At 63.4% G+C, this 23,942-nt stretch carries 22 protein-coding genes; 15 read left to right on the forward strand and 7 right to left on the reverse strand.

Annotation, left to right across the window (positions count from 1 at the left end):
* From QUV21_RS06670 to QUV21_RS06695, 6 genes are all read left to right on the forward strand, one after another.
* A partial coding sequence (locus QUV21_RS06670) for a hypothetical protein (protein WP_300853859.1) occupies positions 1–208 on the forward strand: 208 nt, incomplete at its 5' end.
* A gap of 3 nt (positions 209–211) precedes the next feature.
* Complete coding sequence (locus tag QUV21_RS06675) at positions 212–2,584, forward strand: hypothetical protein (protein WP_300853860.1); 2,373 nt, start codon at positions 212–214, stop codon at positions 2,582–2,584.
* A gap of 134 nt (positions 2,585–2,718) precedes the next feature.
* The gene (locus QUV21_RS06680; protein WP_300853861.1) at positions 2,719–4,785 is read left to right on the forward strand and encodes a dynamin family protein; all 2,067 of its coding nucleotides are present in this window, start codon (positions 2,719–2,721) and stop codon (positions 4,783–4,785) included.
* A gap of 30 nt (positions 4,786–4,815) precedes the next feature.
* Complete coding sequence (locus QUV21_RS06685; RefSeq protein WP_300853862.1) at positions 4,816–5,769, forward strand: dynamin family protein; 954 nt, start codon at positions 4,816–4,818, stop codon at positions 5,767–5,769.
* A gap of 36 nt (positions 5,770–5,805) precedes the next feature.
* Positions 5,806–6,171, forward strand: a complete 366-nt coding sequence (locus QUV21_RS06690; protein WP_300853863.1) for a hypothetical protein — start codon at positions 5,806–5,808, stop codon at positions 6,169–6,171.
* Positions 6,172–6,237: 66 nt separating this feature from the next.
* Positions 6,238–7,155 carry a hypothetical protein gene (locus QUV21_RS06695; RefSeq protein ID WP_300853864.1) on the forward strand — a complete coding sequence of 306 codons (918 nt, stop codon included), beginning with the start codon at positions 6,238–6,240 and terminating at the stop codon, positions 7,153–7,155.
* Positions 7,156–7,158: 3 nt separating this feature from the next.
* Here QUV21_RS06695 and QUV21_RS06700 read toward each other — a convergent pair whose 3' ends face one another.
* The 6 genes from QUV21_RS06700 to QUV21_RS06725 form a co-directional block, all read right to left on the reverse strand.
* Complete coding sequence (locus QUV21_RS06700) at positions 7,159–8,157, reverse strand: ATP-binding cassette domain-containing protein (protein ID WP_300853865.1); 999 nt, start codon at positions 8,155–8,157, stop codon at positions 7,159–7,161.
* Between the two features lie 7 nt (positions 8,158–8,164).
* Positions 8,165–9,187, reverse strand: a complete 1,023-nt coding sequence (locus tag QUV21_RS06705) for a Gfo/Idh/MocA family oxidoreductase (protein WP_300853866.1) — start codon at positions 9,185–9,187, stop codon at positions 8,165–8,167.
* Positions 9,184–10,020: a carbohydrate ABC transporter permease gene (locus QUV21_RS06710; protein WP_300853867.1), complete on the reverse strand. Its 837-nt coding sequence runs from the start codon at positions 10,018–10,020 to the stop codon at positions 9,184–9,186. The genes QUV21_RS06705 and QUV21_RS06710 overlap by 4 nt, the downstream gene beginning before the upstream one ends.
* A complete protein-coding gene (locus QUV21_RS06715; protein WP_300853868.1) occupies positions 10,020–10,940 on the reverse strand; it encodes a sugar ABC transporter permease in 921 nt (306 codons plus the stop codon). Before QUV21_RS06715 ends, QUV21_RS06710 begins: the two co-directional genes overlap by 1 nt.
* Before the next feature lie 85 nt (positions 10,941–11,025).
* On the reverse strand, positions 11,026–12,273 hold the full coding sequence (locus QUV21_RS06720; RefSeq protein WP_300853869.1) for an ABC transporter substrate-binding protein: 1,248 nt from the start codon (positions 12,271–12,273) through the stop codon (positions 11,026–11,028).
* Between the two features lie 41 nt (positions 12,274–12,314).
* Entirely contained in the window at positions 12,315–13,199 is an 885-nt protein-coding gene (locus QUV21_RS06725) for an N-acetylmuramic acid 6-phosphate etherase (protein WP_300853870.1), read from the reverse strand.
* A 151-nt stretch (positions 13,200–13,350) separates the two neighbouring features.
* On the opposite strand from QUV21_RS06725, the gene QUV21_RS06730 reads away from it, so the two are divergent.
* The 9 genes from QUV21_RS06730 (at position 13,351) to QUV21_RS06770 (ending at position 23,067) form a co-directional block, all read left to right on the forward strand.
* Positions 13,351–14,199 carry a BadF/BadG/BcrA/BcrD ATPase family protein gene (locus QUV21_RS06730; protein ID WP_300853871.1) on the forward strand — a complete coding sequence of 283 codons (849 nt, stop codon included), beginning with the start codon at positions 13,351–13,353 and terminating at the stop codon, positions 14,197–14,199.
* Positions 14,199–14,966, forward strand: a complete 768-nt coding sequence (locus tag QUV21_RS06735; protein ID WP_300854154.1) for a GntR family transcriptional regulator — start codon at positions 14,199–14,201, stop codon at positions 14,964–14,966. Before QUV21_RS06730 ends, QUV21_RS06735 begins: the two co-directional genes overlap by 1 nt.
* Positions 14,963–15,988 carry an SIS domain-containing protein gene (locus QUV21_RS06740; protein ID WP_300853872.1) on the forward strand — a complete coding sequence of 342 codons (1,026 nt, stop codon included), beginning with the start codon at positions 14,963–14,965 and terminating at the stop codon, positions 15,986–15,988. Before QUV21_RS06735 ends, QUV21_RS06740 begins: the two co-directional genes overlap by 4 nt.
* Entirely contained in the window at positions 15,988–17,148 is a 1,161-nt protein-coding gene (gene nagA / locus QUV21_RS06745; RefSeq protein ID WP_300853873.1) for an N-acetylglucosamine-6-phosphate deacetylase, read from the forward strand. The genes QUV21_RS06740 and nagA overlap by 1 nt, the downstream gene beginning before the upstream one ends.
* Before the next feature lie 113 nt (positions 17,149–17,261).
* Positions 17,262–18,107: a flagellar motor protein MotB gene (locus QUV21_RS06750; protein ID WP_300853874.1), complete on the forward strand. Its 846-nt coding sequence runs from the start codon at positions 17,262–17,264 to the stop codon at positions 18,105–18,107.
* A gap of 96 nt (positions 18,108–18,203) precedes the next feature.
* A complete protein-coding gene (locus tag QUV21_RS06755; RefSeq protein ID WP_300853875.1) occupies positions 18,204–19,511 on the forward strand; it encodes a flagellar hook protein FlgE in 1,308 nt (435 codons plus the stop codon).
* A gap of 6 nt (positions 19,512–19,517) precedes the next feature.
* On the forward strand, positions 19,518–20,981 hold the full coding sequence (gene flgK / locus QUV21_RS06760) for a flagellar hook-associated protein FlgK (protein WP_300853876.1): 1,464 nt from the start codon (positions 19,518–19,520) through the stop codon (positions 20,979–20,981).
* Positions 20,978–21,979 carry a flagellin gene (locus QUV21_RS06765; protein WP_300853877.1) on the forward strand — a complete coding sequence of 334 codons (1,002 nt, stop codon included), beginning with the start codon at positions 20,978–20,980 and terminating at the stop codon, positions 21,977–21,979. The genes flgK and QUV21_RS06765 overlap by 4 nt, the downstream gene beginning before the upstream one ends.
* The gene (locus QUV21_RS06770; protein WP_300853878.1) at positions 21,976–23,067 is read left to right on the forward strand and encodes a flagellar basal body P-ring protein FlgI; all 1,092 of its coding nucleotides are present in this window, start codon (positions 21,976–21,978) and stop codon (positions 23,065–23,067) included. The genes QUV21_RS06765 and QUV21_RS06770 overlap by 4 nt, the downstream gene beginning before the upstream one ends.
* 9 nt (positions 23,068–23,076) lie before the next feature.
* On the opposite strand, the gene QUV21_RS06775 is transcribed toward QUV21_RS06770, so the two are convergent.
* Positions 23,077–23,889 (reverse strand): VOC family protein, encoded by an 813-nt coding sequence (locus QUV21_RS06775; RefSeq protein ID WP_300853879.1) that lies wholly within the window; start codon positions 23,887–23,889, stop codon positions 23,077–23,079.
* Positions 23,890–23,942 lie beyond the last annotated feature (53 nt).

Here is a 23,942-nt window from a genome sequence, read left to right on the forward strand (position 1 = left end):
CGCAATGACCGTCACAAGACCCAGACGCTTGACGAGCGTCGTCACAGAGCCGATGCTGCTGCCGATCCAGACGCCCCCGGCGCCGGCGGAGCATGTCGTTGCAACGGCACCAGAAGACCCACCAGAGCCTTTGCCCCTGGCAGAGCCGCCGGCGGAGAATTTGTCCGAAGTGCGGATGCGGCCACGGCGCGTTATCGTCGTGAAGTGAGACATGATTGAAGAAGACGGTGAACTGACGGTCGCAGAGCGGCTTGGTCGTCTTTTGGACCGAGGGCTTTTGCCTGCTGGTGGCCCGGCCGAGGCTGCGGAACGGCTGATCGAACGCCTTGAACGACCGGCGCGCGTGGCTTTGCTGGGCTTGCCGGGCGCTGGGAAGTCTTCGGTTCTCAACCTGCTTGCCGGTACCGTGGTCGTTCCCGAGACGCTTCGGCTGCCAACGATGGTCGTGCAGCATGGCTCAGAGGCCCGAATGCTTTGCACCCTTGCCGATGGCCGGGTGGAAGATGTTCCAGGCACGAACCTGGAACAGGCGCTGAGGTTGAACCCGGCACTTGTGACTGTCGAGATGGACCTGCCTTCCCTGAAGGTCATCAGCCTGCTGGAGGTCGCCGCCGGGCCGATGGAGACCGAACAGCGCCGGGCCGCAGTCTGGGCCAGCAAGCGCGCCGATATCCTGATCTGGTGTACGACTTCATTTCTACCCAAAGAGCAGATGGTGTGGGAAAGCATGCCCGACTCGGTGAAGGACAACGGGTTCCTGTTCCTGACCAAAGTAGACTTGCTTGGCAGCCCCGAAGCTGCGCAGGGCATGCTTGAGCGTGTGGAACAGCGCGCAGGCGAAGATTTCCGGCAAGTCCTGTCGATTTCCACAAAACAGGCACGGGCGGCGATGCCTCCGGGCGGACCGATCGACCGGAATCTTTTCCGGGACAGTGGTGCCGCAGCCGTGATCACGACAATCAAGGCCCGGGTGCAAATGGCGCAGCGCGCTGACACCGACATGGCGGAACTCTTGCTGGCGCGGCACGTCGAAGCTGGCGGCATCGTTGCACGCCGCTTTGCAGATCCGGACCCGGCGGCCGCCACAGAGGCGGTTGCCGGACAGGCAGATGCGTCGACCGAGCCAGCGACACCCCCAGCCAGCACCGAGCCCGAAAAGGTGCCAGAGCCGGAGCAGGTATTCAGGCTGGAACTTGTGGCCAAACCCGAACCAGCGCCGGAACCAGCCCTCGTCGAAGATCCCGCCCCGGAGCCGGATCAGGTTGCAGGCCTGCTTTCAGCGCTCAGGCTGGAGCCTGAGTTGGAAGCTGCCGTCGAGCCGCAACAAGAGAGTGCAGCAGAGGGTGTTGCAGAGATTGCCGAAGGGCCGGACTCGCAGCCGGAGCCGGAAATTGAGCCGGAACCGGAAGATCAGGACGATCTTCCGGCTGACGCCGCTTCCAATGAACCAATGGACGCAGAACCACTGTCAGCGGCGGGGGCAAAACGCTTCTCGGACCGGATCAGGCAGGCCGCACCTGCCACCGACGCAGGCGCCGCGCCGCCCGTGCCATTGCGAACAACCTGGAAATCACGGAACGAGCCTGCAGAAACGTCCGCCGCTGCGCCGAAGCCAACTCTGACGCCACGGAAAGACATTCCGAAGACCCCTCCCCCGCCGCGTGGCAAAGTGCTCGAGACCCCCGCCCGACCCGCCGATACATCGACCGACGCCGGGCCTGACGATGCGGCGATTGCCGCAATGCTTGCAGCGGCTGCCGCCCCCCCGAGAGAACCGCGCACCCCCCGCGACCGGCAATCGCAGTCGGCGTCCACCGCGCCAGTTGGGCCAGCAGCAAGTGACCGCGCCCAGCGGACCCGGCTGTTTGGCGCCCGCAAACCTGCCGCCCCGGAACTTGAACCCCCGGAACTTGCGCCCGCAGAAATTGCTCCCGCGGCCGAAGCGCCTGTCGAACCGGTTCAGCCTCAGGATGAGGCCGTTGACCTGGCCGAGGCACCCGCACCGGCCGCGACCCCGGTCGAACAGCTGACCGATCTGCCCGAAGACCAGCCGACCGCCCCATCAGCGCCGCCTGCGGTGCCGGAAACCCGTCGGTTTGTGGCTGCGCGAGCCGCCGGCGCTGAAGACATGCCTTCACCCCGGGTTGCGGTGTTGCGCGAACGCAGGGCTGACGCTCCCACTGCCGAACGCCGCGAACGACCGCGGATCGCCGCCCGCGTCGTTGCCGCCGCACCGGCACCTGAGGCTGGCCCCAGGGCCGTTCCTGCCTCCGAACATGGAATTCTGAATCAGGCTGTTGCGCTGATCATCTCGCGGGCTGCCGATCTTGAACGTCTGGTTGATCCCACTGAAAAACCACCGGTCGACCTGATCCTTGACCACGGTCGGGAAACCACCGAGCAAGTGATCGAGGTTCTGTCGCAGGCATCTTCCGCCGAGTTGCGCCGAATCAACCATGACCTGAGTGAGGTTCAAGACCTGATCATGCTGATGCAGCTGGAGAAGGGACATGCCCCAGCCGACGACGCAATGACGCTTATCTTGCAGATTCGTCGCGATCTGGAAACATTGCGTGCGGCGTGACACTATTACTCATCGAAGAATCGACAAAAACCTGCCCAATTCGGACCACTTTCCCAACTTATGTCATGATCACGGGGACTTGCGCCGTTTTATGTGCGACATAAGTGGTTTGGGGCGGAGGTTGTGAGGTTATCATGGGACTTGGCGCCATAGTTCAGAGCGATGAACAGGCAGTCGACGCTGCCGCTGGACCAGCACCTGAAGTTGCGCTTGAACGCAGCTTCCCGGGCCTTGGGCGTATTGCCGAAGCAACCCAGCAGTTCGAGGACGTTCTGCGCGACTTCGTGACGATGGCAGACCCCGACACGTCGAAGAAGGTCACGCGGATCCTGCAACAGGTGCGCGACGTTGAACCTTCGGTAACGGTCATCGGCCAGATCAAGGCTGGCAAGACCTCGCTGATCAACGCGATGATCGGCGCGCCGAACCTGCTGCCGACGGACGTGAATCCCTGGACGTCGGTCGTCACGTCGCTGCACATCAACACCCCCAGCCCGGAACTGAACGTCAAGGCGAAATTCAAGTTCTTTGACGGCGCAGAATGGGACAAGCTGGTCTCGAACGGTGGCCGGATCGGCCAGCTTGCGGCGCGTGCGGGTGCCGATGACGAACTGGAAAAGCTGCGACTGCAAGTCGTGGCCATGCGTGAAAAGGCGCAGGCCCGGCTTGGCCGCAAGTTCGAGATGCTGCTTGGCACCGAACACCGCTATGGCGCGGTCGATGATGCGCTTTTGCGCCGCTATGTCTGCGTTGGCGACGAAGAGGCAGGTTCCGCCGATCAGGGCCGCTTTACCGACATCACCAAATCGGCCGATCTTTACATCGAACGTGATGACATTCCGGTCATGCTTTGCGTGCGCGACACGCCCGGCGTGAACGACACCTTCATGATGCGCGAACAGATCACGATCAACGCCGTGCGCGACAGCCGGTCCTGTATCGTCGTGCTGTCTGCCCATCAGGCGCTGACGACGATGGACATGGCGCTGATCCGCCTGATCGCGCACCGCCAATCGCGTGAGATCATCATTTTCGTGAACCGGATCGACGAACTGCCTGACCCGGGGACACAAGTGCCGGAAATTCACCGGTCCATCCTTGAGACGCTGGAAAAGAACAACGCGCCACAGGATATCGACATCATCTACGGCTCGGCGCACTGGGCCAATGCCGTGCTGCTGGGTCAGATCGACGAGATGACCGACGACAGCACGGAATCGGCGATCAACTGGACCCGCGCTGCCTTCGCCGACAAGATGGACAGTTGGTCAGCCGAACAGCTTGTCTGGCATGCCTCGGGCGTGCCAGCGCTTCTGGATGCGCTTGGGCAGCGGATGTATGAAGGCCCGGTGCAAGAGGCGTTGCAAAAGTCGGCCCGTCAGGCGCTGAACCTTGCGCAAAGCCTTGATGTGGTGGATCAGGTCCGCATCCTTGAATCCGACGGCCAGCTTGACCGGACGATGACGCCCGGGCAGCTTGACTCCGAACTGCGCCAGATCGAGGTCGCGGCGGTGGAAAAGCTGACCCACCTTACCGACAATGCCTGCAAGGACTTCACCAACCGGATCGACCAGTCCTACGAACGCTTTCTGGAGCGCGCAACGAATTCGCTGATCGAACATCTTCAGGCCAATGGCGAAGATGCGACCTGGCATTACAGCCCGCTTGGGCTGCGGATGCTGCTGTCTTCCAGCTATCAGGTGGTGCTGAAGAAGATGCACGTCATCGCCGCCGACGTGAACAATGAGACCGCTGTCAGGATTGCCGATCTTTACGGCAAGACCTTCTCGATCACGGTCGAAGGCTTCAAGATTGAAACCCCCGTCGTTTCCTACATCCCGCCGCCGATCAACCTTGGCCAGACCATCGCGCTGGACCTTCAGGTTGGCTGGTGGAAGGGCTGGTGGCAGCGCCGGCGGGGCTACAAGGCCTTTGCGCAGGATTTCTACAAGTTGATCCGCGCCGAGACTGACCCGATCATCAATGATCTCAAGACAATCCAGATCGGCCTGTTCCGCGAAAGGACACAGAACACCCTGCGCGACTTCCTGCAAGAACAGCGGGAACTTCTCATGAGCGCGCTTGCAAGCTCGGAAATCTCGATGGAAGAGATGAAAGAGTTGTTCGGCGTCAACGCCTGGGAAGACAGACAGGAATGTCTTGCGTCGATCATGGACGAACTTGGCGCCTATGCCGAGTAAGCCCGTGCTGCGCAAAAGAGGACCAGACCAATGCCTTTGACCCGCAAACCCCGCATCGCCATCATGGGCGAGTTCAGCTCGGGAAAAAGCACACTCTGCAATGTGTTGATGGGTGCGCGCCCCCTGCTGGAAAAGGTGACTGCCACCCAGTTGCCGCCCGTCTGGCTGTCCTACGGGCCGGATGATGCCTACACGATGGGGCTGGACGGCGTGGCCTATGATCTGGACGTCGCCGATCTGGAATCCGTTTCGCTGGAAACGACGGAACATGTCCGCATCTTCATGCAAAGCGACATCCTGCGCTACTGCGACCTGATCGACATGCCCGGCATTTCCGACCCCAGCATGTCACCCGAAGTGTGGGAGCGGATGGCCCACCTTGCCGATGGCGTGTTGTGGTGTACCCATGCAACGCAAGCCTGGCGTCAGTCGGAATCCGGGGTCTGGTCGACATTCCCTGCCGAACTGCGCCGCAACAGCCTGCTTCTGGTCACCCGGTTCGACAAGATCGTCAACGAAAGCGACCGCGCCAAGGTGCTGAAGCGGGTGGTCGCCGAAACCAGTGACCTGTTCGCCGAGATCTTGCCGGTCTCGCTGCTCCGGGCGATGAACGCCGGGGATGACGAACAGAAATGGGCCGACAGCGGCGCGCAGGCCCTCACGTCTGCTCTGTTTGACATCGTCCACCGCGTGATTGACGAAGGCCACCCCGAGCCGGGGGCGGAATTGTCTGCGCCCATTCAGCCGGAAGCCGTTGAAAATCCGGAAATTGGCCAAAGCCTGATCGCCAGAGCCTTTGAACGGTTGACGACCATTCGCCGCACGCCCGTGGTAAAGGTCATGCCGCGTCGGGTTGCTGCGGGTGAGCGTCTGCTGCGCACCGAGCGGCCAACGGGGGAAACCGGTCCTGCCGTGGTGTCCTTCTCGGATGGGCCCGTGGAAGAAGATGCCCTGCTTGCCCTGACCCGGGCGCCGGGCCGCTAACGGGCGCCAGAGCCGGGAAGGATTCATGGATTGGGCGTGAACGAAACACTCGGTGCTGTGATCACGGCCCATCCGCAGGCGCGGGTGGTGGCCTTCGCCGACCTGTCTGCCAGCATGATACTGGCGAGCCAAGGCAGGGATGATATCACGCAGGAACATCTTGACCGGCTGTGCCTTCAGGCGCGCGCAAGTTTTGACGATCCGCTCTTTTCGCTTTCGGTCGAAGCCTTCGGCGAACCGCACGGCGCTGTTGTGATGGGTGCGGATGGCATCCGGGTTTTCCTGCGTTCGGAAAGCGAACCCGCCGACGCATTGTGCTGCATTTGCGATCATGGCATTGACCTTGCGGCGTTTGTGGCCAAGATCCGCGTAACACTTGAGAGCATCACCTCCGGTGGGTGACGGGGCAGGTTCAAGTCAGGATCGGGCAAGCCGTTGAACAGAGGCACTCTTCCTATCATATCCCGTTTGCAGTCCTTGCAGGCACCCGCGCATGTGGCGCCGGGCGGGGCGCGTATCATTGCTGCGGCTTCGGATCCGAACCCGCTTGCCGCGCTGCTGCGCGAGGTGAACGAAACAATGCTGGGCCGCGCCCTCACCTTTGAGTCGCGCATCGGCACCAATCTTACGCTGGAGGTTTCCGGGCGCCGGGTCTTGCGGTTGACGGCGGCCAGCGGGCTTGCCGGGGCTGAAAGCTGTCTGTCCGAACCAGCGCTGGAAGACGCGCACAAGGATGACCTTATCAAGTTGCTGCAAGCACTTGCGGTCCCAAATCAGGAATTGCGGGTCACCACGACCCCGATCGACCGCGAGCGGGAAGGGGTCAGCGTCGGCTTGCCCGTTGCGTTGCTGGCTGATCTGCTGCTGGTCGATCTGAACCCGCTTGCGGCGACCGAGTTTACTGCGCTCGAGGCCATGCCGACAACCGCCCCCTCTCCAAAGGTCGCACCCGAGGCAAGGCTTTTCGCAGTGCCAGATCCGCCTCCTGTCGCTGTCCGCCCCCCGGCAACCGCGCCGGTAGCGCCCGAGGCAGCCACCTACAAGACCGCAAGTGCCGATTTTCTGGGTCGCTTTGCGCGGGGAACGGGGCCTGTGCTGATGGCGTGGCTGATCACCGGCGGCGATGAGGATGGCACCACCGAAGGCCCGGATGAGATGGTTTCGCATCTGCAAGGCTTTCTGGACGATGAGGCTGAGGCTGTTTCGCATCAGCTTGACCAGATTTCCACCGCTCCCGATGGGCCGATCTGCATCGTGCTGGGCGCGACCCTTGTCGAAGGTCACAGCGTGCTTTGCGCCCGGTCGGGTGAAGGTGTTCTGCTGGGCGTCATCGAAGGGGATGGAACCCAGACCCTGATGCAGGCGTGGTCCGCCGCCTTTGCCTGACGGTCAGCGCCGCCTCTGACCCTCGGGGTCGAACAGGAATATCCGATCACGCGACAGCGACAGATGAACCGTTTCGGAAACGGCGTAGTCATGTTCGCCAAACAGCCGCACGGTCAAAAGCCCGTGCTGCGGATGGCGGGCATAGACCAGCGTTTCCCCACCCAGCTTTTCAATATGGCTGACCTCGGCGGCAAATTCACCGCTCTCGCGTGAGATCATCAGGTGTTCGGGCCGGATACCCACCTGCCCCGGCGGAAAGCCAAGTGCGGCGGCATCAAGAAAGTTCATCTGCGGGCTGCCGATGAACCCGGCGACGAAGGTGTTCGCCGGGTCGTTGTAAAGTTCCATCGGAGAGCCAACCTGTTCCACCTTGCCCGCGCGCAAGACGACGATCCGGTCGGCCAGCGTCATCGCCTCGACCTGATCATGGGTCACATAGATCATCGTGGCCTTCAGGTCGCGGTGCAGGCGCGCAATTTCGATCCGCGTGGCCACGCGCAGGGCGGCGTCAAGGTTCGACAGCGGTTCGTCGAACAAGAACAGCTTCGGGGTCCGCACGATGGCCCGGCCAATGGCAACACGCTGGCGTTGGCCGCCGGAAAGTTCCGCCGGACGTCGGTCCAGCAATGGCCCCAGCTCCAGCATCGCCGCAGCCTTGTCGGTCGCCGCCATGATTTCAGCCTTGGGCTTGCCCGCCTGTTTCAGCGCCAACCCCATGTTGTCACGCACGGTCAGATGCGGATAAAGCGCATAAGACTGGAACACCATGGCCAGTTCGCGTTTGGCCGGGGCCACGTCATTCATCCGCCGCCCATCCAGCAGGATGTCACCATCGGTCGCATCCTCCAGCCCCGCGATGATACGCAAAAGCGTGGATTTCCCACAGCCTGACGGGCCGACAAAGACGCAGAATTCGCCGTCCTTCACCGACAGGTCAACGCCCTTGATCACCTCGGTCGCGCCGAAGTTCTTGGTGACGCCTTTCAGTTCCAGCGCGCCCATACGGCCCTCACAATTTCACAGGATGGCCGGACCGGACGCTTTCGTCCGCGGCAAGACAGATGGCAAGCGACTGCACGGCGTCTTCCATATGCCGCGTCAGATCGAGATCTTCCGTAATCGCGCGGGCCACGAAGGCCTGTTCGCGTTCGCACAATTCCTGATGGCCGGGTTCATCCGCCATGCTCAGATCCTGATCCGGCTGGCCGACGCGATGCACGCGGATGGTCTGGGTCATCGTGTGGGTGGAATGGTCATCCGACCTGGCGCTTTCCGGCATCTTGATCGACACCGCCCCGTTCGGGCTGACCACATCCTTCACGAAGAACGCGGTATCCGACATCATCGGACCCCAGCCAGCCTCGTACCAGCCGACCGAGCCGTCCTCGAACAGCACCTGGAAATGGCCGTAGTTGTACATGTCCGGCGCGATTTCATTGGACAGTCGCAGCCCCATGCCGCGCACCTCGACCGGCTTGGCATCGGTGATCTGGCACATGACATCGACGTAATGCACCCCACAATCCACCAGCGGACTGGTGGTCTGCATCAGGGTCTTGTGAACCTCCCATGTCGGGCCGGATGACTGCTGGTTCAGGTTCAGCCGGAAGACATAGGGACCGCCCAAGGCCCGCGCCTCGGCGATCATGCGCATCCATGACGGGTGATGCCGCAGGATATAGCCGACCACGACCTTTCTGCCGTTGGCCTTGGCGCAATCGACCACGCGACGGGCATCGGCCACGGTTGTCGCCAGCGGCTTTTCGACAAAGACATGCGCCCCCGCCTCCATCGCCGCCACGGCATAATCGGCATGGCTGTCGGAATAGGTGGACACGTTCACAAGGTCCGGCTTCAACCGGGTCAGAGCCGCATGGAACACTGGCTCGACGACATATCCGTCCAGCGCCGGGTCCAGCTTCGGCGTCGAGCGGTTGACCAGCCCGACCAGATCGAAGGCCGGGTTGCGGTGGTAGGCCAGCGCATGGCTGCGGCCCATGGTGCCAAGACCTGCGACCATCACACGGATCATTTCACGGCTCCTGCGGTGATCCCGCGGATCAACTGCCGCGAGAAGATGAGGTAAAGGACCAGGACCGGAATGATCGCCAGCGACAGGGCCGCCAGAACGGCATTCCAGTTGGTCACGAACTGCCCGATGAACACCTGCGCACCCAGTGTCACGGTCTTGGTGTGTTCAGCCGGGGCAAGGATCAGCGGAAACCAAAGGTCATTCCAGATCGGGATCATGGTGAAGACCGCAACCGTTGCCATCGCCGGGCGCACAAGCGGCAGAACAAGGCTGAAGAAGATACGGTATTCCGACAGCCCGTCGATCCGGCCCGCGTTCTTCAGATCATGCGACACGGATTTCATGAACTCGGACAGGATGAACACCGCCAAGGGCAACCCCTGCGCCGTGTAGACCAGAATAAGCGCGGTCAGCGTGTTCACCAGACCGGTGGCCACCATGATCTCCAGAATGGCAACGGTGCCAAGCCGGATCGGAATCATGATCCCCAGCGCCAGATAAAGGCCCATCAGCGTATTGCCCTTGAACCGGTATTCCGACAGCGCAAAGGCTGCCATCGCGCCAAACAGCAGCACAAAGAACAGGCTGACAACGGTGACAATCAGACTGTTCTGAAAATACAGGAAGAAGTCCCCTTGTTTCAGCACCGTCTGGTAGCCCACCAGATCAAAATTCTCCGGCCACGGCAGCGCCAGCGGGTCGGCAAAGATCGCCTTGCGGGTCTTGAAGCTGTTGATGACGATCACGAAGACCGGGAACAGCGCGATCAGCGTATAGGTCAGCAGCACCGCATGGGCTGCAATGGTTCTCCCGGTGGACATGCGCGCGCTCATCAGAACTGATACCTCCGCAGCCGGGTCTGGATACCGAACAGATAGACACAGACGCCAATCAGGATGATCCCGAACATCGACCCGGCAATGGCCGACCCCATGTAGGGATCGCCCAGTTGCAGCTGAAAGCCAAAGAAGGTGCGATAGAGGAAGGTGCCAAGGATATCGGTGCTGTAATCCGGCCCGGCCAACGCACCTTGCGCCACATAGATCAGGTCGAACGCATTGAAATTGCCAACGAATGTCAGGATCGAGATGATCCCGATGGATGGCAGGATCAAGGGCAGCTTGATCTTCCAGAACTGCGAGGCACCAGTGATTCCGTCCATTTCGGCGGCTTCCAGAACCTCATCGGGGATCGACAGGAGGGCCGCATAGATCAGCATCATCGGGATGCCGACAAACTGCCAGACCGATACCAGCGCCAGCGTGGTCAGCGCGTATTCCTCGCGGCCCAGCCACGGCGCGAACAGGGATTTGAGGCCAACCGCGTCCAGCATCCCCGGCGCGATGCCCCAGATCGGCGACAGGATCAGCTTCCAGACAAAGCCGACGATCACGAAACTCAGGATCGTGGGGATGAAGATCGCGGTCCGGTAAAAGGCCGCCATTCGCAAGCGAGGTGTGGAAAGGATCGCCGCCAGCGCAATGCCGATCGGGTTTTGCACCAGCATATGCACGACGAAGAACCAGGCGTTGTTGCCCAGCGCGTTCCAGAACGCGTCAGACCAAAGGGCATTGCCAAAGAGCGTGGCAAAGTTCTGCAAGCCGACGAAGACCCGCTCCCCTGCCGCGCCCTTGTTGAACAGCGATTGGAGCAGCGTCCCGAACAGCGGGATGATCATCAGCGCGGTGTAAACCAGCACCGCCGGGGCCAGAAACACGCCGATATGCCAACGCACGGGCTTGCGCGAAGCCATGGTCTTCCCCTTCCTGCCTGCTCTTTTCGGAAATACTCCGCGGGGGTCCGGGGGGCGCGAAGCCCCCCGGTTCCGTCGGTTCAGCTTACTGCTGCGGCGCGTACCAGCTGGCAAGACCAGCTTGCAGACGCTCGGCCGCAGCCTCGGGCGCTTCGGACCCGCGGATCACGTTGGCCGAGGCGTTCCAGGTCTCGTTTTCAAGGTTCGGGGTGCCACGCGACAGGATCTGGTAGGTGGACCGGATCGTCGATTCGCACTTGCCGCGCCACGACACGAACTCTTGCGCCAGCGGGTCTTCCATCGCCACCGGGGTGGAATTCAGGCTGAAGAAGCCTGGCAGGGCGTTGGCATACATCGTCGCAAACTCGGGCGAGCCGACCCAGTCAAGGAACACACGCGCCGCATCGGCATTGGGCGAAGCCGCGTTCAGGCCGATGGCAATGTCGGTGTGATCGCTGATATAGCAGGTGTCACCTGCTGCCGCGACCGGCGGCGGGAAGGCACCCATCTTGAACTCGGCCTGTGCGTTGAAGCCCGAGATTTCCCACGAACCTGCCGGATAGATCGCGGCGCGGCCAAGGGTGAACAGGTTCTGGCTGTCGGGGTAGGTCTGCGCCTCGAAGCCGTCGCCCAGATAGTCCTTCCACTTTGCCAGTTCGGCAAATGGTGCGACCCATGCGTCATCGGTCAGCTTCTGTTCGCCCTTGATCAGCGCCAGACGGCCCTCCTCGCCCTTCCAGAAGTTCGGCCCGATGTTGTTATACCCCATCGTAGCGGCTTCCCACTGGTCGTTCGTCCCCATCGCCATCGGGATATAGGTGCCATCGGCCTTGATCGCGTCCAGAGCGGCGTAGAATTCGTCGTTCGTCGTTGGAACCGACAGGCCCAGCGCCTCGAAAGCGTCAGCGTTGTAGATGAAGCCGTGGATCACCGAAGCCATCGGCACGCAGAAGGTGGCGCTGCCGTCATCGGTCTGCCACGCCGATTTCGCCACCGGCGAGAAGTTCGCCATGCTTGCCAGATCGGACAGGTCGGCCAGATGGCCCTGATTGTAGAGCTCAAGGCTGGCATCGAACGGGCGACAGGTGATCAGGTCGCCCGCTGACCCGGCCGAGAGCTTCGAGTTCAGCACCGCGTTGTATTCTGCCGGGGCGCTGGGGGCGAAGATCACCTTGATATCGGGATGCTGGGCCTGAAACGCCGGAATGATCGTGTCCTGCCAGATGGTCAGGTCGTCATTCCGCCAGCTTTCGATGGTCAGCGTGGTTTCGGCCAAGGCCGGACCGGCAAGCAGCGTGCTGGTCAGAAGGGCGTAGCGGATGGTTCTTGTCATTGCAGTCTCCCTGTTGGGGCAGTTCGCCCGGTTGGTTCTTGTCAAATCTTCATGGCCTCGGCCAGATGCCCACCTGCACGGGCCAAGTTTTCAGATGCATCCTTCGGTGTTGCGCCGCGCGCCACCAGAACAGCAGGTTTCACCGCGCCATCGGTGATGTCCAGAGCCATGCGGGCGGCGCTGGTTTCCACCCCCGCGATCCGCGCCACGATCCGGGCGGCGCGGTCGCGCAGCTTGGCGTTGTCGGCAATTACATTCACCATATTGCCATCATGCACATGGCCAAGCCTCACGCCAACCAGTACCGAAATCAGGTTCAGCGCCACCTTCTGCGCCGTTGCCGCCCCCAGCCGCGTGGACCCGGCGACGATTTCGGCTCCGGTATCCAGCAAGACAGGCACATCGGCCATTTGCAGCAGGGCGGAACGCGGCACATTCGCAATCCCGATCACCGTCGCCCCCGCCCGCGCGGCATGTTCGGCCACGACCAGGGTGTAAGGGGTGGACCCCGAGGCGGAAATGCAGATCACCGCATCCCCCGCCCCAAGACCTGCGCTGGCAAGATCGGCAAGGGCAAGCGCCGGGTCATCTTCGACCCCGCCGGTCATCTGCAAAAGCGCCTCCGCTCCACCGGCAAACAACATCGGCGTGCGCGCTGTCGGAATCCCGAAAGTCCCCAGAAGCTCCAGACAGTCGGCCAGCGCCATCAGGCCGGACGACCCCGCCCCGGCATAGGCCAGCTTGCCGCCACCCCGCAGCGCGGCAACGGCCAGTTCCGCCGCAGATTCAAGCGCCGGAAGGATTGGCCGGACTGCCGCCAGTGCCGCTTCCTGCGCGGTCAATGCGCGCGACAGCACGTCAATAGCCGGGGCCAGATGCAACCCGGCAGACAATGGATGCAGCGCCTCTGTGGGACGTTCGGTCATTTGATTCCCCCTGACATCAGACAATGCCAAAACAATACCACTTGTAAAGAAGGAAGTATCACATGGCACTATTTTCACTTAAATGCCGCTCCGAGAGATACCACTTTCCAAATGGTCTTGTTTTGGTATTATTTCAAACAGGAGGATTCGCATGGCGCTTTTCTTGGGCATCGACGGCGGGGGAAGCGGCTGCCGCGCGGCGGTGGCCGATGCGTCGGGTCGTATCCTTGGCGAAGGCCATTCAGGCCCGGCCAATATCGCGAGCGATCTGTCGACTGCCCGCTTGAACATCCTTGCCGCCACCACCTCGGCCCTGACCAAGGCTCTTGGTGCCGATCAGGTGGCACACGCCTTGCCAACCCTGTCTGCCGGGCTTGGCCTGGCTGGGGCAAATGCTGCCGGGGCGGCAGAGGGTTTGCGCGCGGGCCTGCCCTTCGCCCGGATCCGGGTGGAAACCGACGCCATCGCCGCCGTGAAAGGCGCGCTGCGGGGCCGGGACGGGATTGTCGCGGCCATTGGCACCGGGTCGGTCTATGCCCGACAACTGGGCGGCGTGATCCGCCAGATCGGGGGCTGGGGGCTGGTTCTGGGCGATGACGGCAGCGGCGCGCGCCTGGGGCGCAGCCTCTTGGCCGAAGCGCTTGGCGCGGTTGACGGGTTCCGCCCGATGACCCCCTTGCTGCAACAGGTGCTGGATGACCATGGCGGAACCGAAGGCGTGATCGCCTTTTCCCTGTCGGCGCGACCAGCGGATTTTGCCAGACTTGCCCCCCGCATCCTTGCCGCCGATGATCCGGCCGCAGCGGGTCTTCTGGCGCAGGCGACCGCCGATGTCGCCGCATCCATCGCGGTGCTGCAAACCGACCCACCCCTGCCGGTCACCTGTATCGGCGGCCTTGGCGCGGCCTATGCCCGGCGCCTTTCCGACCGTTGGCCAGTTGCCCCGGCGCTTGGTTCGGCGCTGGACGGCGCGCTTTTGCTGGCAAGAGAGGCGGCATGATGGACGCGCTGTTTTCATCCGAAGGTTTCGCAACCGGGGCCGGGCCGCTTTACCTGCAACTGCAACGCCGGATTGCCGACGGGATGGCGCGCGGCGTGCTTGCCCCCGGGTCCAGCCTTCCGGCGGAGCGCGACATTGCGGCGATGACCGGCCTGTCGCGTGTCACCGTCCGAAAGGCGATCGAGGCGCTGGTCGCCTCGGGGCAACTGGTGCAGCGGCGCGGGTCCGGCACCTTTGTCGCGCCAAGGGTGGAGCGGCTGGAGCAGGCGCTGTCCTTGCTGACCTCGTTCACCGAAGACATGTCCCGGCGTGGCAAGTCGGTGGAATCGGTCTGGATATCGCGCAGCGTGCAAGCCCCCACCCCCGAAGAGGTCATGGCCCTTGGTCTTGGCGCGGGTGACAGGGTGGCCCGGCTGGAACGGGTGCGCAGGTCTGACGGCGTGCCGTTGGCGATCGAGCGCGCCTCGATCCCGACGCAGGTTCTGCCAGACCCGGAGGCGGTCGGGGATTCGCTTTACGCCTTGCTTGAAACCCATGGCTTCCGCCCCGTCCGCGCCGTTCAGCGTATCTCGGCCGCCAATCTTGGCCCGAAGGACGCCGAGCTTCTGGGCGTTCCCCCCGGTGCGGCCGGGTTGCGGATCGAACGGATCGGCTATCTGCCCTCGGGTCGCGTCGTGGAATTCACCCGGTCGCTCTATCGCGGCGATGCCTATGACTTTGCAGTGGAGCTGAAACTGGCCCCCGAACCCGAAAGGCCTGCACAATGACGCAATCCCACATGTCCCGCGAAGTGGCGGAAATCCCCGAAGCCGCGCGCCGGTTTCTGACGCTTTCCGCCGACGCCACCGCAAGCGCGGCGGCGTCGATGCGCAAAGCCGACCCCGCGCTTGTCGTCACCGTGGCGCGGGGGTCATCCGACCATGCCGCGACCTATCTGAAATACGCGGTGGAACTGCTTGCGGGCGTTCCCGTTGCATCGGTCGGGCCGTCCGTCGCGTCAATCTACCACCGGCCCCTGAAGCTGGGCCGCGCCGCCTGCATCGGCATTTCGCAATCCGGTCAAAGCCCGGATATCGTCGAGATGATCCGCGCGGCGGGCGAAGGTGGCGCGCTGACGGTGGCGATCACCAACCACGCGGCCAGCCCGATGGCCGCAGCTTCGGCACATTGTCTGGCGCTTCAGGCGGGGGTTGAACACAGCGTTGCTGCGACCAAGACATTTGTGTCTTCGGTGCTTGCGGGCCTTGCGCTGCTGGCGGAATGGCAGGAAGACGCAAGCCTTCGCGCCGCCGTCGCCGCGCTGCCGGAGGCCTTTGCCGAAGCCTTGTCGATGGATTGGGCACCCCTTGCCGCGCGGCTGTCCCGGGCGCAGTCGCTTTACGTCATTGGCCGTGGCCCTGCCTTTGCCATCGCCAACGAGGCAGCGCTGAAGTTCAAGGAAACCTGCGGGCTGCACGCCGAAAGCTATTCGGCCGCCGAAGTCCTGCACGGGCCATCGGCCATCGTGCAGGCCCAGTTCCCGGTCTTTGCCCTTGGGGTCGAGGATGCCGCCCTGCCGAAGCTGACCGAAACCGCCATACGTCTGGTCGCGCAGGGGGCCGATGTGTTCCTGACCGGGGCAGATGTGCCGGGGGCGACACGGCTGCCCTCGGTTTCCGGGCTGCATCCGCTATGTGCGCCACTGGTGCTGTCGGTGTCGTTCTACGCCTTCATCGAGGCTCTTGCCCGCCGCCGGGGCTTTGACCCCGACATCCCCCCCCATCTGCGCAAGGTGACGGAGACGGTGTGATGCCCCAGCTTTTTACCGGTGCCGCTGTCTTTGACGGAACCACGTTGACCGAAGGCGCAAGCCTGCGGGTGGAAGATGGCCGTGTCGCCGCGCCAAAATCAGGGCCAAAATCAGGGCCAGAATCAGGGCCAGAATCAGGGCCGGTGCCGGGTGATGAAGTCCGACTGGGTGGCGGCATCCTTGCGCCCGGCTTTCTGGACCTTCAGGTCAATGGCGCCGGCGGGCGCATGGTCGATGGCAGTTGCACCGCCGACATGCTGGCCGAGATGTGCGCCACGCATGCACAGCTGGGTGCCACGGGCATCCTGCCCACCCTGATCACTGACACAGCCGAGGCGACGGCCAACGTGATTGCCGCAGGCATTGCAGCGGCGCAACGGCAGGTGCCGGGCTTTCTGGGCCTGCATCTGGAAGGCCCGCATCTTGATCCGCGCCGCAAGGGCGCGCATGACCCAAGCCTGATCCGCCCGATGACCGAGGCTGACCTGACCCGCCTGCTGGATGCTGCGGGCAGGTTGCCCTCGCTCATGGTGACGCTTGCGCCGGAAAGTGCGGCACCGGAGCAGATCGCCCGGCTTGCCGCAGCCGGGGTGATCGTCAGCCTTGGCCACAGCGATTGCAGCCATGCCCAGGCAGCGGCAGCCATTGCCGCAGGCGCATGCTGTGTGACCCATCTTTTCAACGCGATGAGCCAGCTTGGCAATCGTGACCCCGGCCTTGTCGGCGCGGCCCTGACGCAGCCTGTCCATGCCGGTCTGATCGCCGATGGCATCCACGTCGCACCCGAAACGATCCGCGTTGCGATCGCTGCCAGTGACCGGCTGTTTCTGGTGTCCGACGCGATGGCCGCCGCGGGCAGCACCCTGACCGAGTTTACCCTGAACAACCGTCGCATCCTGCGCCGCGACGGCCGGCTGACGCTGGAGGATGGCACGCTGGCCGGGGCCGACCTCACCCTGCCACGCGCGGTGGGCGTGATGATCGGTTTTGGCACCCGGCCCGAGGTGGCGCTGTCGATGGCAACGTCGCGCCCTGCCGCCTGCCTTGGGCGGAGCGACCAACTGGGCCACCTGACACCCGGGCGGGTTGCGGACATGGTCCACCTTTCAGCGGATGGCACCTTGCAAGGCGTCTGGCGAGCGGGCCAGAGGATCCTTTGACCCTGGGCCAACTGTGACCGGCCTGCGGCCTTTCCCTAAAACCTGACAGGTTAAGCAGGTGTAAAGGCAGCAGGTGCTATGTCTGATCCCGGGTAAATATACGGGTGTATGGGATGGCAGCGCAGGGCAACGCCGCGCCGGTCATCATCAAGCGCAAGAAGGTCGTCCAGGGCGGCGGTCACCACGGCGGGGCATGGAAAGTGGCCTACGCCGATTTCGTGACCGCGATGATGGCGTTCTTTCTCTTGATGTGGCTGTTGAACGCGACAACGGAAAAGCAGCGAAAGGGGATATCGGACTATTTCAATCCGACGATCCCGGTAAACCGCATTTCAGGCGGGGGTGATGGCGCCTTTGGTGGCGACAGCGTCTTTTCGCAGGAAACCATGGCCCATACCGGAACCGGTGCAGTGGATCGCAAGACCGCCGCCGCCTCGGCCGAGGCTGAAGGTCAGGGCGCAGGCCAAGGCACCGCGGGGGAAGGGCGCGCGCAATCGGAACTGGAAGATGTGGAAAAGGCGCTTCTTGCCCGTGGTGGCGAAAGCAACACGATGGAACAGTTGTTGCGCCATGTCGTCACCAAGGTCACCGACGAAGGCCTTGTGATCGAGATTTTCGATCTTCCGGACGCCCCCCTGTTTGATGGCGAAACGGCGGAACCCTTGCCCGTTGCTCTTTCCATGGCAGACCTTCTGGCCGAGGTCCTGAACCTGACCACCAACAAGATCGCCGTGAACGGCCACTTGCGCGCCTATCCGGTAACCCTGATTGAAAATCCCGTTTGGAATCTGTCGGCTGATCGCGCCCAATCCGCCCGGATCATGCTGGAAACCGCAGGCATTGCGGCGGAACGGATGCAGCGTATCGGCGGATTTGCAGACCGCAAGCCCGCGACATCAGACCCCGCCGCCCCGCGCAACAACCGGCTGGAGATTGTCCTGCTGCGGCGGGACCGCTGATGAAATAGGTCGAACTTTATGCGTTAGGTCAATGTTAAGCGCCCAGAGTGCAGGTTCAGGCAATCAAGGCCCGAAGCATCAGAAAGGCGCTTTCTCATGACAATTTCATCCTCGCTCAGTGCGGGCGTGGCCGGCCTCAACGCCAACGCGACCCGGCTTGCCGCGATTTCGGACAACATCGCGAACTCTGGCACTTACGGCTACAAACGCGCCTCTACGGAATTCGCCAGCATTGTCGTCACCTCGTCGCGCGGGTCAGGGGCGTATTCCGCTGGCGGGGTCCGCGCCTCAACCGTGCGGCTGGTCGAAGAACGTGGCGATCTGGTCGGCACCGGCAACGCGCTTGACCTTGCCATCGCCGGACGTGGCATGTTTCCAGTCATAAATGAGGTGTCGCTTGCCAACTCGCTTGGCAATACGCCACTTCTGATGACCCGGACCGGCAGCTTTCGCGCCGACGCCGATGGCGTGCTGAAGACGGAATCCGGCCTTGTGCTGATGGGATGGCCTGCCGATGGCGATGGGACCATTCCCGCCAATCCGCGCGACTCGATCACCGGACTGGTTCCGATCGTCATCAACACCAACCAGACGGCGGCCGATCCGACAACGGCGATGAACCTCGGCATCAACTTGCCTGCGACCTATACCGTTGCCGGGTCCACGGCCGTGCCACCGCCATTGTCGGTGGAATATTTCGGCAACCTTGGCACCTCGGAATCGCTGGAAATCAGCTTTGCCCCGGTCGTTCCCGCGACCGGATCCTCCAATCAATGGACGATGCAGATCCGCGATGGCGCTTCAGGCGGGGCCTTGGTCGGTGAATACACCCTGACGTTTGACGATACCCGTGGTGCAGGCGGCACCTTGGCGGCGGTCTCTGTGGTGTCGGGCGGGGCCTACAATCCGGCTGATGGCACGCTGGCCCTGACGGTTGCCGGTGGCCCGATGTCGGTTGGTATCGGCCGCGTGGGCGATCCGAACGGCCTGACCCAGCTTTCTGATACCTTTTCCCCGGTCGCGATCACCAAGAACGGCTCTCCCGTCGGGACCCTGACCACGATCGAGATTGACGAAAGGGGCTATTTCAACGCCACCTATGACACGGGCTTCACCCGCCGCCTGTACCAGATCCCAATCGTCGATGTGCCAAACGCCAACGGTCTTGTTTCACTGTCGAACCAGACCTACCAGGTTTCGCCGGATTCGGGCGCGTTCTTCCTTTGGGACGCGGGAACCGGTCCGACGGGATCGATTCAGGGCTATTCCCGCGAGGGATCGAAGACCGATGTGGCTGCAGAGCTGACCAATCTGATCCAGACCCAGCGCGCCTATTCCTCCAACGCCAAGGTCATTCAGACCGTGGATGAAATGTTGCAGGAAACCACCAACATCAAGCGGTGATAGGCGATGAGCATTACCTCCGCCCTCGGATCGGCCCTGACCGGGCTTTCGGCCGCCTCGCGGCAGGCTGAAATCCTGTCGTCGAATGTAGCCAACGCCTCGACGCCCGGCTATGCCCGGCGCGAAGTCGGGCTGAGCGCGGCCATCCTTGCGGGGTCCGGGCAAGGGGTATCGGTCACCGGGATCACCCGCGAGGTGGACCGTCAGCTTCTCGCCGAACGCCGCCTTGCGCAGGCGGGCGACGGGGACCGCAGCACCCGCAGCGACTTCTTGCGCCTGGTGGAAACGACCATCGGCTCGCCTGACAGCGCGGGCTCACTTGCCGCCCGTCTTGCCGCCTTTGATCAGGCCTTGATCGAGGCGGCCGGGCGGCCCGATTCCCAGACCCGGCTGCAAGGCATTGTTACCACCGCTCGAAGCCTTGCCGATGGTCTTGCCAGCGCCACCGCCAACATTCAAACCGCGCGCGCCACCGCAGACCGCCAGATTTCCACCGAAGTCGGCAGGCTGAATTCCACGCTGGCCCAATTGCAGGAGCTGAACGTCGAACTGCGGTCCTTTTCCGGCGCCGGCCGCGATGTCTCGGCGCTGCTGGATGAACGGCAGCGGCTGGTCGATACGATCTCGGCCATTGTTCCGGTCCGCGAAATCCCGCGCGACCTGAACCAGATCGCGCTGTTCACCACGGGAGGGGTGATGCTGCTGGAGGGTTCCGCCGCAGTCCTTGGCTTCACCTCCAGCAACACGATCACGCCAGAGATGACACAGGCGCTTGGCGGCCTTTCCGGCCTTACGATCAATGGCCGCCCCTATGACACCGCCGGAACTGCCAGCCCGATCCTTGGCGGGACGCTTGGTGCGCTGTTTGCGGTGCGCGATGATCTGGCCATCACCGCGCAGGGCAAGCTTGACGCCATCGCCCGCGACCTGGTCGACCGCTTTTCGGCCACCGGCCTTGACCCCAGCCTTGCGCCGGGGGCGCCGGGCCTGTTCACCGATGCAGGTACCGGCTTTCTGCCGGTGAACGAAACCGGGCTTGCCGGGCGGCTGCGGCTCAACGCCGCGGCTGACCCGGAACAGGGCGGCGCGCTTTTCCGCCTGCGCGACGGGCTTGGTGCGACCAGCGAAGGCCCGCCCGGCAATGGCACGCTGCTGTCAGCGCTGCATGCCGCCCTTTCCGCCGCTGGCCCGCTTGCATCGCCGGGGTTCACCCAAGGCAACCGCAGCTTTGCCATGCTGATCGGTGATCTGCACGCCGACGCTTCGGCCCACCGCCTTGGCGCCCAGTCAGAGCAATCTTTCGCCGCCGCCCGCCTGACCGCCCTGACCGATCTTGAGGCGCAGAACGGCATCGACACTGACAGGGAAATGCAGTCGCTGTTGGTGATCGAAAAGAACTACTCCGCCAATGCACGGGTCATCCAGGCGGCGAGCGACATGATAGACACGCTGTTAAGGCTTGGAAGATGACCCGGATTTCCGTTGGCGATGCCAGCCTGAGCAATATCCTCGCCCGGCAAGGTGCCGAAATGCGCGCTCTGGTCCAGCGCGCCTCGGCCGAGGTTACGACAGGCCGCCACACCGATATCGCGGGTGCCTTGCGTGGCGATGTCTCGCCGCTTCTGGCCATTGATGCCAGCCTGTCGCGCCTTGCCGCCTACAAGACCACCACCACCGACGCCGCCCTCCAGACGGCGGCCCAGCAGTCAGCCTTGGCGGGCCTGTCGTCGCTGGCGACGGGGATCACGACAACCCTGCTTGGCGCGCGCGATTTTCCGACGCCCGTGCAGGTAAATTCGGTTGCGGCGGATGCCCGTGGCCGGCTGGCCACCGCGATCGGCCTTTTGAACACGCAGGTTTCAGGCCGCGCGGTCTTTGCCGGGGTAGCGACGGACAGGGTGCCGCTTGGGTCGGGCGATGACCTCTTGTCTGCGTTGGAGACCGCCGCGGCGGGGGCCACAACGGCGGGGCAAGTGGCCGCCGCAGTGATGAACTGGTTTGCCGATCCGCTTGGTTTCGGGGCGTTCTATCAAGGTGGCGCGCCACTTTCCCCCACCCCCATCGCGCCGGGGGAGACTGCCGAAATTTCGGCCACCTCGATGGACCCGGCCATTCGAGACACGCTTGCAGGCTTTGCCATGGCGGCGCTGATCGACCGGGGCATCCTGCCCGGCAACCCCGAAGAACGTGCGCGGCTGGCGCAGATGGCGGGGCAGACCCTTCTGACCAGCGAAGATAGCCGGATCACCCTTGCCGCCCGCATCGGCACCGTCGAAGCCCAGATCGAGGCCGCCCGCAGCCGCAACGGGGCCGAGATGACCGCCCTTGGCATCCTGCGGTCCGACATCGGGTCGGTTGACCCATATGAAGCCGCGACCCGGCTGGAAACCGCCCGCGCGCAGCTTGAATCGCTTTACCTTGTCACCGCCCGCGTCTCGCGGCTTAATCTTGTGGATTACCTCCGATGATCCGTTTCCTGATCGCCCTTTTTCTGACCGCGACCCTCGCCGTGGCCGAACCGATCCGCATCAAGGATCTTGTCGAGTTCGACGGCGTTCGCGGCAACGATCTGGTGGGCTATGGCCTTGTTGTCGGCCTGAACGGCACTGGCGACGGTATCCGAAATGCGCCCTTCACCGAAGAGATCATGGCCAATCTTCTGGAACGTCTGGGGGCCAATGTCACGGGCGAAGAGATCCGGCCCAAGAACGTGGCGGCGGTTTTCGTGACGGCGGCGCTGCCGGCCTTTGCTCGCGCCGGGGGGCGGATCGACGTGACCGTGTCTGCCATTGGGGATGCGAAAAGCCTGTTGGGCGGGACGCTGATCATGACCCCCCTGAACGGAGCGGACGGGCAGATCTACGCCGTGGCGCAAGGCACCATCATCGCTGGCGGCATTTCGGCCGAGGGCGACGCTGCCCGCGTCGTGCAAGGGGTGCCAACCGCCGGTGTCATCCCCTCGGGCGCACGGGTGGAACGCGAGGTGGAGTTTGATTTCGCCGGGCTGCCGGTGCTGCGGCTGGCTCTGAAATCGGCCGATTTCACCACGGCCGAACGGATCGAACGCGCGGTGAATGCAGAATTCGGATCGCGGATCGCACTGATGCAGGACGCAGGCACCGTTGCCATCGACATTCGCGCAGCAGGGATGCGGTCGCCCGCCCATGTGTTAAGCCGGGTCGAGAAGATCATGGTGGAACCGGAAACCCGGGCGCGGGTGGTGGTGGATCAGCGGTCAGGCACCATCGTGATGGGCGCAGACGTGCGGATCAGCCGGGTCGCCGTGGCGCAGGGCAACCTGACCTTGCGGGTCGAGGAAACCCCGCTGGTCATCCAGCCCAATCCATTCAGCGACGGCGAAACGGTGGTTGTCCCCCGCAGCAACGCCGAGATCGACAAGACGGGAACCGGCCTTGCCGAGGTGCGTGGCGGCACCGATCTGGCCGAGGTTGTTGCGGGGTTGAACGCGCTGGGCGTGGCCCCGCATGACATGATCGACATCCTCAAAAGCATCAACGCGGCAGGGGCGCTGCATGCAGAGTTTCTGGTGAACTGACCCGGCCCCTTAGGCGGCTTTCGGGACAAGGCTGATCATCGTCCCCCAGGGGTCGGACATTTGGTCCGCGCCGCCTGCGGCATGAATGGCCGCCCGTGCGTTGGCATCGGTTGCCAGAACCAGTTCGGCAAAGCCCGTCGCCGGATAGCTGCGCGCACCCGCTCCCCGGCTGTTCCAGACGTTCGTCGCGATGTGGTGGTGATACCCGCCCGACCCGTAGAACGCCGCGCCGGGGTAGCGTGCCATCACCGACAAACCAAGGGTGCCGGCATAAAAGGCCTCTGCTTCTGGTACCGCGCCGACTTGCAGATGCACATGGCCCAGAACCATCCCTTCCGGCGCGCCGGTCCACGGGGCATCGGCATCGCGGACAAGGGCGTTCAGGTCCAAAGGCTCGGTCGCCATCTTCACGCTGCCGTCGGCTGCGTGCCATGTGCTGCGGGGGCGGTCGACATAAACCTCGATCCCGTTGCCCTCCGGGTCGGCCAGATAGATCGCTTCACTGACCAGATGGTCCGAGGCTCCTTGCAGCCGCAAACCGCTGTCGGCCGCATGGCGCAACCAGCGCGCCAGGGCGGCGCGGTCAGGCATCAGAAAGGCGTTGTGAAACAGCCCGGCCTCTTGCGGGCTGGATTTCCGGGCCGCGCGATCCTCACGCAGGTCCAAGAGGGTCTTGTCGCCAACCCCAAGCCTGATCTGGCCGGGCGCGGCTGACACTTCGTCGAGACCCAGCGCCTTGGCGTAAAAGGCAGCCATGCCGCCAAGATCATGGACCGTCAGGGCAACGTGGGCGATTTCAACCGGTGCGGATGCAGTGGACATCGGAGGCTCCTTCAAGATCCGGTCTACCTGACTCCAAAGATGGACCCGGTGAC

Source organism: Tabrizicola sp. (assembly GCF_030373185.1).
In the GTDB taxonomy this organism is placed as follows: Bacteria; Pseudomonadota; Alphaproteobacteria; order Rhodobacterales; family Rhodobacteraceae; genus Tabrizicola.

Excerpts from the sequence above, each read along its gene's own strand:
- QUV21_RS06675 (WP_300853860.1), top strand. The coding sequence starts at position 212 with ATGATTGAAGAAGACGGTGAACTGACGGTCGCAGAGCGGCTTGGTCGT.
- QUV21_RS06680 (WP_300853861.1), top strand. The coding sequence starts at position 2,719 with ATGGGACTTGGCGCCATAGTTCAGAGCGATGAACAGGCAGTCGACGCT.
- QUV21_RS06685 (WP_300853862.1), top strand. The coding sequence starts at position 4,816 with ATGCCTTTGACCCGCAAACCCCGCATCGCCATCATGGGCGAGTTCAGC.
- QUV21_RS06700 (WP_300853865.1), bottom strand. The coding sequence starts at position 8,157 with ATGGGCGCGCTGGAACTGAAAGGCGTCACCAAGAACTTCGGCGCGACC.
- QUV21_RS06705 (WP_300853866.1), bottom strand. The coding sequence starts at position 9,187 with ATGATCCGTGTGATGGTCGCAGGTCTTGGCACCATGGGCCGCAGCCAT.
- QUV21_RS06710 (WP_300853867.1), bottom strand. The coding sequence starts at position 10,020 with ATGAGCGCGCGCATGTCCACCGGGAGAACCATTGCAGCCCATGCGGTG.
- QUV21_RS06715 (WP_300853868.1), bottom strand. The coding sequence starts at position 10,940 with ATGGCTTCGCGCAAGCCCGTGCGTTGGCATATCGGCGTGTTTCTGGCC.
- QUV21_RS06720 (WP_300853869.1), bottom strand. The coding sequence starts at position 12,273 with ATGACAAGAACCATCCGCTACGCCCTTCTGACCAGCACGCTGCTTGCC.
- QUV21_RS06725 (WP_300853870.1), bottom strand. The coding sequence starts at position 13,199 with ATGACCGAACGTCCCACAGAGGCGCTGCATCCATTGTCTGCCGGGTTG.
- QUV21_RS06730 (WP_300853871.1), top strand. The coding sequence starts at position 13,351 with ATGGCGCTTTTCTTGGGCATCGACGGCGGGGGAAGCGGCTGCCGCGCG.
- QUV21_RS06735 (WP_300854154.1), top strand. The coding sequence starts at position 14,199 with ATGGACGCGCTGTTTTCATCCGAAGGTTTCGCAACCGGGGCCGGGCCG.
- QUV21_RS06740 (WP_300853872.1), top strand. The coding sequence starts at position 14,963 with ATGACGCAATCCCACATGTCCCGCGAAGTGGCGGAAATCCCCGAAGCC.
- nagA (WP_300853873.1), top strand. The coding sequence starts at position 15,988 with ATGCCCCAGCTTTTTACCGGTGCCGCTGTCTTTGACGGAACCACGTTG.
- QUV21_RS06750 (WP_300853874.1), top strand. The coding sequence starts at position 17,262 with ATGGCAGCGCAGGGCAACGCCGCGCCGGTCATCATCAAGCGCAAGAAG.
- QUV21_RS06755 (WP_300853875.1), top strand. The coding sequence starts at position 18,204 with ATGACAATTTCATCCTCGCTCAGTGCGGGCGTGGCCGGCCTCAACGCC.
- flgK (WP_300853876.1), top strand. The coding sequence starts at position 19,518 with ATGAGCATTACCTCCGCCCTCGGATCGGCCCTGACCGGGCTTTCGGCC.
- QUV21_RS06765 (WP_300853877.1), top strand. The coding sequence starts at position 20,978 with ATGACCCGGATTTCCGTTGGCGATGCCAGCCTGAGCAATATCCTCGCC.
- QUV21_RS06770 (WP_300853878.1), top strand. The coding sequence starts at position 21,976 with ATGATCCGTTTCCTGATCGCCCTTTTTCTGACCGCGACCCTCGCCGTG.
- QUV21_RS06775 (WP_300853879.1), bottom strand. The coding sequence starts at position 23,889 with ATGTCCACTGCATCCGCACCGGTTGAAATCGCCCACGTTGCCCTGACG.